This window comes from Pseudomonas sp. G(2018) (assembly GCF_005502415.1).
In the GTDB taxonomy this organism is placed as follows: domain Bacteria; phylum Pseudomonadota; class Gammaproteobacteria; order Pseudomonadales; family Pseudomonadaceae; genus Aquipseudomonas.
The window spans coordinates 56,389-67,042 of record NZ_SCOO01000035.1; the positions used below are offsets into that span (position 1 = coordinate 56,389).

At 58.6% G+C, this 10,654-nt stretch carries 7 protein-coding genes and 1 pseudogene; 1 reads left to right on the forward strand and 7 read right to left on the reverse strand.

Annotated features, from left to right (window positions below):
- Positions 1-166: 166 nt before the first annotated feature.
- From topA to FFS64_RS25690, 5 genes are all read right to left on the reverse strand, one after another.
- Positions 167-2,794: a type I DNA topoisomerase gene (gene topA, locus FFS64_RS25665; protein ID WP_137807667.1), complete on the reverse strand. Its 2,628-nt coding sequence runs from the start codon at positions 2,792-2,794 to the stop codon at positions 167-169.
- 114 nt (positions 2,795-2,908) lie between these two features.
- Positions 2,909-3,145 carry a DUF1653 domain-containing protein gene (locus FFS64_RS25670; protein ID WP_007986363.1) on the reverse strand — a complete coding sequence of 79 codons (237 nt, stop codon included), beginning with the start codon at positions 3,143-3,145 and terminating at the stop codon, positions 2,909-2,911.
- 99 nt (positions 3,146-3,244) lie between these two features.
- Positions 3,245-4,420, reverse strand: a complete 1,176-nt coding sequence (gene fadA, locus FFS64_RS25675; protein WP_137807668.1) for an acetyl-CoA C-acyltransferase FadA — start codon at positions 4,418-4,420, stop codon at positions 3,245-3,247.
- A gap of 29 nt (positions 4,421-4,449) precedes the next feature.
- Entirely contained in the window at positions 4,450-6,597 is a 2,148-nt protein-coding gene (gene fadB / locus FFS64_RS25680) for a fatty acid oxidation complex subunit alpha FadB (protein WP_137807669.1), read from the reverse strand.
- Between the two features lie 538 nt (positions 6,598-7,135).
- Positions 7,136-7,573 (reverse strand): hypothetical protein, encoded by a 438-nt coding sequence (locus tag FFS64_RS25690; RefSeq protein ID WP_137807671.1) that lies wholly within the window; start codon positions 7,571-7,573, stop codon positions 7,136-7,138.
- Positions 7,574-7,677: 104 nt separating this feature from the next.
- Here FFS64_RS25690 and FFS64_RS25695 point away from each other — a divergent pair, with 104 nt between their 5' ends.
- Positions 7,678-8,118, forward strand: coding sequence for a universal stress protein (locus FFS64_RS25695; RefSeq protein ID WP_137807672.1), 441 nt, complete (start codon positions 7,678-7,680; stop codon positions 8,116-8,118).
- A gap of 125 nt (positions 8,119-8,243) precedes the next feature.
- On the opposite strand, the gene FFS64_RS25700 is transcribed toward FFS64_RS25695, so the two are convergent.
- Together FFS64_RS25700 and FFS64_RS32310 are read right to left on the reverse strand one after the other, a co-directional pair.
- Positions 8,244-10,163: an ATP-binding cassette domain-containing protein gene (locus tag FFS64_RS25700; protein WP_137807673.1), complete on the reverse strand. Its 1,920-nt coding sequence runs from the start codon at positions 10,161-10,163 to the stop codon at positions 8,244-8,246.
- A gap of 379 nt (positions 10,164-10,542) precedes the next feature.
- A pseudogene (locus tag FFS64_RS32310) lies at positions 10,543-10,654 on the reverse strand (MATE family efflux transporter); the annotation flags it as partial.

The following is a 10,654-nucleotide window of genomic DNA, read 5'->3' on the forward strand; positions in this document are numbered from 1 at the left end:
ATAATTGCATCACACTGGTCAGACAGTGTCATGGATCATCCAAGTCGACCGCAAGCACAAAACAAAAAGGCCGCATGAAAACCCGAGGGTCTCATGCGGCCTTTTCTATGTAGCGAGGGAGCTTGCTCCCGTTGGCCGACGGAGTCGGCCCACTACAAGCTTGCGCTTAAGCCTTGGCTGCCGGACGCTTGTCTTCAACGGTCCACTTGCCGCCGTCGAAATACGCCTTCCAGCCAGTCGGCTTGCCGTCGACTTCTGTCTGCACGTATTGCTCTTTGGTCTTGCGGCTGTAGCGAATCACTGCAGGGAGGCCGTCCGGATCCTTCTTCGGCGCTTCACACAGGAAGTGGTACTTAGGATCGATCTCATCCTTGTGCGGGATGATTTCCATGACCAGCGGCGCACGAGTTTCGCGGTTTTTCGGGAACTGGCTGGCCGCCAGGAACAGGCCAGAAGCACCGTCGCGCAGGATGTAGGTGTCGTTGACCTTTTCGCATTTCAGCTCAGGCATCTTCACCGGATCCATTTTCGGCGGCGCCGCATCACCACTCTTCAGCAGTTTGCGGGTGTTCTTGCAGGTTGCGTTGGTGCAACCGAAGAACTTGCCGAAACGACCCGTCTTGAGCTGCATCTCGCTGCCGCACTTGTCGCATTCGAGGCTCGGACCTTCATACCCCTTGATGCGATAGACGCCTTCTTCGATTTCGTAGCCGTCGCAATCCGGATTGTTACCACAGATGTGCAGCTTGCGCTTCTCGTCGAGCAGGTAGGCATCCATCGCCGTGCTGCAGATCGGGCAGCGGTGCTTGCCACGCAATACCAGCGACTCCGACTCACCTTCGTCGTCCGCAGCGATCTCATCGCCCGGCACCAGGTTGACGGTAGCCTTGCAGCGCTCTTTCGGCGGCAGGCTGTAGCCCGAGCAACCGAGGAACACGCCGGTCGACGCGGTACGAATCTGCATCGGACGGCCGCAGGTCGTGCACGGAATGTCGGTCATTACCGGCTGATTGGCACGCATGCCGTTGTCCGGACTTTCGGCCACTTCGAGTTTTTTCTTGAAGTCACCGTAGAACTCGTCGAGTACGTTTTTCCAGTCGCGCTCGCCCTGGGCCACGTCATCGAGATGCTCTTCCATGCCGGCGGTAAAGCCGTAGTCCATGAGGTTGGAGAAGCTCTCGGCCAGACGTTCGGTGACGATGTCGCCCATCTTTTCCGAGTAGAAACGACGGTTGTGCAGCGCCACGTAGCCGCGATCCTGGATGGTCGAAATGATCGCCGCGTAGGTCGAAGGACGACCAATGCCGCGTTTTTCCATTTCTTTGACCAGGCTGGCTTCCGAGTAACGCGCCGGCGGCTTGGTGAAATGCTGGGTCGGATCAAGCTTGATCAGCTTCATCGCGTCGCCCTGGGCCATGTCCGGCAGTACATCGTCATCGCCTGGCTTGGCGATTTGCGGCATGACGCGGGTGTAACCGTCGAACTTGAGGATACGGCCCTTGGCACGCAACTCGAAGTCGCCGGCACCGACGGTGACCGTGGTCGACAGGTATTGCGCCGGCAGCATCTGGCAAGCGAGGAACTGGCGCCAGATCAGCTCGTAGAGCCGCTCTGCGTCACGCTCCATGCCCGACAGCTTGCTTGGCTCGGTGTTGGCGTCGGACGGACGAATCGCTTCGTGAGCCTCTTGTGCGCCTTCCTTGCTGCTGTAGACGTTCGGGGTTTCCGGCAGGTACTTCTTGCCGAACTCGCTTTCAATATAGGTACGCGCCATCGCCACGGCATCGGCCGAGAGGTTGGTGGAGTCGGTACGCATGTAAGTGATGTAGCCGGCTTCGTACAAACGCTGGGCCATCATCATGGTTTTCTTCACACCGAAGCCCAGGCGGTTGCTCGCGGCCTGTTGCAGGGTGGACGTGATGAACGGCGCCGATGGCTTGCTGCTGGTCGGTTTGTCTTCACGCTTGACGATGCTGTAGCTGGAAGCCTTGAGCTTTTCCAGCGCGGCCATGGCCTGGGCTTCGTTGAGCGGCTTGAACGCTTCGCCCTTCTCGCGAGCGACGTCGAAACGCACGGTTGCGCCTTTGGCTGTGCCGAGGTCGGCGTGCACTTCCCAGTACTCTTCCGGGATGAACGCGCGGATTTCACGCTCACGCTCAACCACCAGCTTCACTGCTACCGATTGCACGCGACCGGCGGACAGGCCACGGGCGATCTTGGCCCACAGCAGTGGCGAAACCATGTAACCCACCACGCGGTCGAGGAATCGACGCGCCTGCTGGGCGTTGACCCGGTCGATGTCCAGCTCGCCCGGTCGGGAGAAGGCTTCCTGGATCGCCTTCTTGGTGATTTCGTTGAACACCACGCGCCTGTAACGGCTGTCGTCACCACCGATGGCTTCGCGCAGGTGCCAGGCAATGGCTTCCCCCTCGCGATCCAAGTCGGTTGCGAGATAGATGGTGTCAGCATCCTTGGCGAGCCGGCGCAGCTCTTCGATGACCTTTTCCTTGCCCGGAAGGATCTCGTACTTGGCTTTCCAGCCATGATCGGGATCGACCCCCATGCGAGCAACCAGCTGCTTGCGCGCCTTTTCTTTCGGCGACAAGGCCGGCGCTTCACCCGCAGCAGCCTTGCCGCGCTTGGCGGCTGGCTCTTTGCTGGCGCTAGCCGAACCGCTGGTGGGCAGGTCTCGGATATGGCCGATACTCGACTTCACCACGTATTCGTTGCCCAAATACTTGTTGATGGTCTTGGCCTTAGCCGGGGATTCCACAATGACCAGCGATTTGCCCATGGATCAGAAAATTCCTGAATTCTAGAAGTGAAAGGCGGTTGGCGCCTGACGCGGCACCGCTATATATAGTGGCTACAAGGTGAGGTCAAGCGCAGGGTTTTGCGCGCACTCAGCTTATGGCTTGGTAAAAAGGCTCTCTTCGGCTTGCACCAAAGCAAAGCGCGGCACCTGTTCGCCGTCAACTTCGACTGACTCCAGGAACATGCTCAAGGGACGCACCCAAAAGCCGTAATCGCCATACAGGGCTTGGTAGAAGACCACTTCTTCCTCGGTTTCCGAATGCCGCGCGACACTGAATACGCGGTACTGCGGACCTTTGTAATGTTGGTAGAGCCCAGGTTGTATCGGCATGCTTTGGCCCTCACTCAAATTTTTTCAAAATAAAAACAAAAATAAATCCGGAAAAACAAAAACCGGGGCACTTGGCCCCGGCTTCCGTCAACGAAACGCTTAGACGCGTTCGAAGACGGTGGAGATGCCTTGGCCGAGACCAATGCACATGGTGGCTACCCCGAAGGTGCCGCCATTCTGCTTCATCACGTTCAGCAAAGTGCCCGAGATACGCGCACCGGAGCAACCGAACGGGTGACCCAGGGCGATCGCGCCGCCGTGCAGGTTAACCTTCTCGTTCATCTTGTCGAGTACTTTCAGATCTTTCAGCACCGGCAGGGCCTGTGCGGCGAAAGCTTCGTTGAGTTCGAAGAAGTCGATATCGTTGATGCCAAGGCCCGCGCGCTTCAGTGCTTTTTGTGTAGCCGGTACTGGACCATAGCCCATGATCGCCGGGTCCACACCTGCCACTGCCATCGAGCGAATCACCGCCAGAGGCGCAATGCCCAAGTCCTGTGCACGCTGCGCCGACATCACGATCATGCACGAAGCACCATCGGTGATCTGCGACGAAGTACCGGCAGTCACGGTACCGCCCTTCGGATTGAACGCTGGCTTCAAGGCCGCCAGGCTTTCCAGGGTGGTTTCCGGACGAATGGTTTCGTCGTAGTCGAACAGTTTCAGGAAACCGTTCTCATCATAGCCCTGCATCGGGATGATTTCGTCTTTGAACTTGCCTTCCACGGTCGCCTTGTGGGCAAGTTGGTGGGAGCGCACGCCGAAAGCGTCCTGTTGCTCGCGAGTGATGCCGTGCATCTTGCCCAGCATTTCGGCGGTCAGGCCCATCATGCCCGAGGCTTTCGCCGCGTACAGGGACATGTGCGGGTTCGGATCGACTCCGTGCATCATGCTCACGTGACCCATATGCTCGACGCCGCCAACAACGAACACGTCACCGTTGCCGGTCATGATCGCTTGCGCGGCAGTGTGCAGCGCGCTCATGGACGAGCCACACAGACGGCTGACGGTCTGGCCGGCCGAGGTGTGCGGGATCTGGGTCATCAGCGACGCCATGCGGGCGATGTTCCAGCCCTGCTCCAGGGTCTGGTTCACACAGCCCCAGATCACGTCCTCGACTTCGTTCGGGTCGACCTTGACGTTGCGTTCCAGCAGTTTGCTGATCAGGTGCGCCGACATGTCTTCGGCGCGGGTGTTGCGGTGCATGCCGCCCTTGGAGCGGCCCATCGGAGTACGACCGAAGTCGACAATCACGACGTCTCTAGGATTCAAGCTCATAAGTTCACTCTCACTCTAGTTGGGGGCGCTTAACCGAAGAAGCTCAGGCCGTTCTTGGCCATTTCGCGCAGCTTCGCGGTCGGGTGGTACAGCGCGCCCAAATCAGCGTACTGGTCAGCCAGGGCAACGAACGCGGCAACACCGATCGAGTCGATGTAGCGCAGCGCACCGCCACGGAATGGAGGGAAACCAATACCGTAGACCAGACCCATGTCGGCTTCGGCAGCGGTTTCGACAATGCCGTCTTCCAGGCAACGCACGGTTTCCAGGCACAGCGGGATCATCATCCAGTTGATGATGTCTTCGTCAGTGACTTCGCGCTGTTCAAAAACGATTGGCTTGAGTACTTCCAGTACCGACGGATCGGCAACTTTCTTCTGCTTGCCCTTTTTATCGGTCTCGTAGGCGTAGAAGCCCTTGCCGTTCTTCTGACCCAGGCGCTTGGCTTCGTAGAGTACATCCACGGCCGAACGGCGGTCGTCTTTCATGCGGTCCGGGAAGCCCTCAGCCATCACGTCACGACCGTGGTGGCCGGTGTCGATGCCGACCACGTCCATCAGGTACGCAGGGCCCATCGGCCAGCCGAATTTTTCCATGACCTTGTCGATGCGCACAAAGTCCACACCGGCGCTGACCAGCTTGGCGAAACCGCCGAAGTAAGGGAACAGCACGCGGTTGACCAGGAAGCCCGGGCAGTCGTTGACCACGATCGGGTTCTTGCCCATTTTCTTGGCGTAGGCAACGGTGGTGGCAACCGCCAACTCGCTGGACTTCTCGCCACGGATCACTTCCACCAGCGGCATCATGTGCACCGGGTTGAAGAAGTGCATGCCGACGAAATTTTCCGGACGCTTGAGGGCCTTGGCCAGCAGGCTGATGGAAATGGTCGAGGTGTTCGAAGCGAGGATGGTGTCTTCTTTGACCTGGTCTTCGACTTCGGCCAGAACGGCTTGCTTGACCTTCGGGTTCTCGACGACCGCTTCAACCACCAGGTCGACGTGACCGAAGTCACCGTAAGACAGGGTCGGACGAATGCCGTTGAGTACTTCCGCCATTTTCGCAGCGGTCATACGGCCTTTATCAACGCGGCCAACCAGCAGTTTGGCGGCTTCGGCCAGCCCCTGCTCGATACCGTGTTCGTTGATGTCCTTCATCAGGATCGGCGTACCTTTGGAAGCCGACTGGTAAGCGATACCGCCACCCATGATGCCGGCGCCCAGTACGGCGGCCTGCTTCACGTCCTTGGCGATTTCGTCGTAGGCCTTGGCCTTTTTCTTCAGTTCCTGATCGTTCAGGAACAGACCGATCAGGCTCTGCGCGGCAGAGGTCTTGGCCAGTTTGACGAAACCTGCAGCCTCAACTTCCAGCGCCTTGTCGCGACCGAAGTTCGCGGCTTTCTGGATGGTCTTGATCGCCTCGACCGGCGCCGGGTAGTTCGGGCCGGCTTGACCTGCGACGAAGCCTTTGGCGGTTTCGAAAGCCATCATTTGTTCGATGGCGTTCAGCTTCAGCTTTTCCAGCTTCGGCTGGCGCTTGGCCTTGTAATCGAACTCACCGGAAATGGCGCGCTTGATCAGTTCCAGCGCGGCGTCCTGCAGCTTCTCAGGCGCAACCACGGCATCGACGGCGCCGACTTTCAGCGCGTCTTCAGGACGATTTTCCTTGCCGGCGGCAATCCACTCGATGGCGTTATCGGCACCGATCAGGCGTGGCAGACGCACAGTACCGCCGAAGCCCGGGTAGATGCCCAGCTTGACTTCCGGCAGACCGATCTTGGCCTTGGTGGACATGACGCGGTAGTCCGCCGCCAGGCACATTTCCAGACCGCCACCCAACGCGATGCCATTGATCGCGGCGACGGTCGGGACGTTGAGGTCTTCGAAATCGCTAAAAATCTTGTTGGCTTCGAGGTTGCCAGCAACAAGCTCTGCATCCGGCAGCTTGAAGTTGTCGACAAATTCGGTGATGTCGGCGCCGACGATGAAGACGTCCTTGCCACTGCTGACGATCACACCCTTGATCGAAGCATCTGCCTTGATGGCGTCCACGGCCTGACGCAGTTCGTTCAGGGTTAGACGGTTGAACTTGTTGACGGACTCACCCTTGAGATCGAACTTCAGTTCGACGATGCCACTTTCAAGAGCCTTAACCGTGATGGCTTTACCTTCGTAAATCATCAACTGATCTCCACGATATGGAAGCTGAACAGTACACGTCGGACGCAGGCGGATGGCTGGCAGGGACGTCAATCGTCAATGCTACGCCTATCCACCCGGCACACCCGCCAACGCGATAGTCGGGATTCTGTAGGAGCGCTCTGAAAACAAACGCTCAATTCATACGCCCGTTTGATTTGGGTACGCCACCTTCACGGAATTTCCGACAATTGTCAATCGCCCAAAATGCGGGTTGAAAGGCGACTTTGCGGTCATTTCTGTAAGACGAAGGCCTGCAACACGCGGTTGCATGTGGAGACATTCATAGGATCAATCTTTAGAAAAGTCGCCCTAATTCACAGCAGCCATTGTTTAACAGGCTAAGCTGGCGGGACCTCAGGGAAAAATATGAACGCTTCAGGCGAATGCCAAGCGTAAGATCAGCCCAAACCGAATTACCGGCCTGCCTGGCCACCCCCCGCCCGATGATGTTGTCGGGCTTTTTATTGCCTGCAAAAAACAGCGACTGCGCGTCTCTGTGGGAGGGTCGGAATCGGTTTCAGGCGAGGGCTTTGAGGGTGGCGTCGATGTGCTGCAGCACCTCTGCTTCGCCCTTCTCGCCCCAATACAAAGCGATCATTTGTTTGTCGGCTTCGACCTTGTAGACATTACCTGGCAATTTTTCGAAATGATTAAGCAGCGCTTGATCGTCACAAAGCTCCTGCCACTGGTTCACCCACAGACCCGGTGATTTTTGCCAGTAACTCCAGCAGGCAGGCTGAGTGCCGCGTCGTGGCCGGTGGTACTGCGCGCACGGGTTTGGCGGCTCCTGGCCGAGCCAGTGCGGCCATTCCTGAGGCGCCAGCTGCATGGCCAGCCCGATGCGCCGCGCCTCCATTCGCAGCGCCATCCGACCACTCTGGTGGCGGGACGGCCGCAACCATGCCAGGGGGCTGAGTACCACCAGCAGGATTGACACCACTATCCAGACCGTCATATCTGTACTCCCGATTCTTGATGGGCGTATTCAGTCACTTTGAAACCAATACGCTTGAAACCAGCCATACTTACCAATATTGCAATCCTCAGGAGGAGCACCTCATGCCCTACAACCATATTCTGGTCGCTGTAGATCTAACCGAAGAGTGCGACCCTGTAATCCACCGTGCTCGCGAACTGTCGGTGAGCAATGGCGCGAAATTATCCCTGGTGCACATTGTCGAGCCGATGGCCATGGCCTTTGGCGGTGACGTGCCGATGGACCTGTCACAACTGCAACAACAGCAGTTCGATCAGGCCAGGGAGCGCCTCGACCGGTTGATCGTGAAGTACCCGGAGCTATCCAAGGAATACAGCCACCTGACCTACGGCCAGCCACGCCAGGAAATTCACCACCTGGCCAAGGAGCAAGGTTGCGACATGATCGTGGTAGGCAGTCACGGCCGGCATGGCCTGGCACTGCTGCTTGGCTCAACCGCCAATGACGTACTGCACGGCGCGCCTTGCGATGTGCTGGCGGTGCGCCTGCAAAACAAAAGCTGACAACCCTGCCCATTGTGGGAGCGAGCAGGCTCGCTCCCACAATGGAACTGTAACAACCTCAAGATCCAAATATGAAAAGCCCGGCGTTCATCACTGAACGCCGGGCTTTTTCATGGCCGGATCAATCAGGCATCCAGCTCGGCCCAGCGCTCGACCATTACATCCAGTTCAGCCTGCAACTGCGACAGCTGAGCGATCACTGCAGCGGTTTCCGTAGCCGGACGCAGGTAGAAACCAGCATCCGCCATCTGCGCTTCAACGGCAGCGATTTGCTGCTCCATAGCTTCGATCTCCCCTGGCAACGCTTCCAACTCGCGTTGCAACTTGTAGCTGAGCTTCTTTTTCGCCACTGGCGCTTCGACCGCTACCGCGATCGGCACAGGCTCGGCTTTCACCACAGCAGAGTTCAGGTCAGCCTTGCCGGATTTGCTTTCGGTCACGCCCAGCAGGCGCGGTGAACCGCCCTGACGCAGCCAGTCCTGATAACCGCCGACATATTCGCGGACCTGGCCTTCGCCTTCAAAAACCAGAGTGCTGGTCACCACGTTGTCGAGGAATGCCCGGTCGTGGCTAACCATCAGCACGGTGCCGTTAAAGGTCAGCAAGACCTCTTCCAGCAGTTCAAGGGTTTCGACGTCGAGGTCGTTGGTCGGTTCGTCGAGGACCAGCAGGTTCGCCGGTTTGCTGAACAATTTGGCCAGCAACAGACGGGCACGCTCACCACCGGACAGCGCCTTGACCGGCGTGCGGGCACGCTGCGGGCTGAACAGGAAGTCGCCGAGGTAGCTCAGCACATGGCGGCTCTGGCCGTCGATATCGATGAAGTCGCGACCTTCGGCGACGTTGTCGATCACGGTTTTTTCCAGATCCAACTGATGGCGCAATTGGTCGAAATAGGCGACGTCGATCTTCGTCCCCTCTTCCACTTTGCCACTGGTTGGCTGCAAGCCGCTGAGCATAAGCTTCAACAACGTGGTTTTGCCGGTGCCGTTGGCGCCGAGCAGACCGATACGGTCGCCGCGTTGCAGCACCATCGAGAAATCCTTGATCAGGAACGGTCCGCCCGGGTGAGCAAAGCTCACATTCTCGAGTACCATCACCTGCTTGCCGGACTTGTCGGCGGTTTCCAGCTGAATGTTGGCCTTGCCGGTGCGTTCACGACGCTCGCTACGCTCCACGCGCAAGGCTTTCAGTGCACGCACACGACCTTCGTTACGGGTACGACGGGCCTTGATGCCCTGGCGAATCCACACTTCTTCCTGGGCAAGGCGCTTGTCGAACAGCGCGTTGGCGGTGGCTTCTGCGGCCAGTTCGGCTTCTTTATGCACAAGGAAACTGGCGTAGTCGCCGTTCCAGTCGATCAGCCCACCGCGGTCCAGCTCGAGGATGCGGGTCGCGAGGTTTTGCAGGAAGGAACGGTCGTGCGTGATGAACAGCACGGCGCCCTGGAAATCCTTCAGCGCTTCTTCGAGCCAGGCGATCGCACCGATGTCCAGGTGGTTGGTCGGTTCGTCGAGCAACAGCAGATCCGGCTCGGACACCAGGGCCTGGGCCAGCAGGACGCGACGACGCCAGCCGCCGGACAACTCGGCGAGGGTCTTGTCGGCCGGCAGTTGCAGGCGGCTGAGGGTGCTGTCGACCAGGGTTTGCAAACGCCAGCCATCGCGGGCTTCGAGGTCGTGCTGGACGTGCATCAGCTTGTCCAGGTCGGCGTCGGTGACGATGTTCTGGCTCAGGTGGTGGTACTCGGCGAGCAGCGCTCCGACACCGTCCAGGCCTTCGGCCACGACATCGAACACTGTCCGCTCGTCGGCTACCGGCAATTCTTGCGGCAATTCGCCGATCTTGAGCCCGGGTGCGCGCCAAACGGAGCCGTCATCGGGCTTCTGGTCGCCCTTGACGAGCTTCATCATGCTGGACTTGCCAGTGCCGTTGCGGCCGATGATGCACACCCGCTCTCCACGGGCGATCTGCCAGGACACCTTGTCCAACAACGGCATAGCGCCGAAAGCAAGGGACACATCGCTGAATTTGAGCAGGGTCATGAGCTTCTCCAAAAACCGGGCGCGCATTCTACCTGAATCGAGGCTTCAGAAGGCCGGCAATTTCACTGTTGGCGCACTCTGCACTACAAATGTTGCGAACTGATGCAGACAGGTCCGCAAAGCTTTCGCCCGCTGCTGGCAAAAGGCTAAGCTACGGATAATTCAGTGTTGGGCGTCACCAGCACTTGTCATGGTTTTTCTGTCCGGACGTCTCATGCGCAGTCGCCTTCTCAATCTTTTGTCCTGTTTTCTACTTTCTGCCGCTGCCGTTCAATCCGCCCAGGCGGTGGACCTGTCCACCCAACGCCAATATTACGACGAGGCCAAGCGCGCCTTGGCCAAGGGCGATTCCGGCCCGTATTTCCGTTACAGCCAGGCCCTGGCCGACCCTTACCGTCACCGCCATGCCCAAGGAATAAGGAATCATGAACAGCAGCGAGCTGATGTTCAGGGCTATCTGGTGCCCGGCGACCACGGTAGAGCCGAGGCTG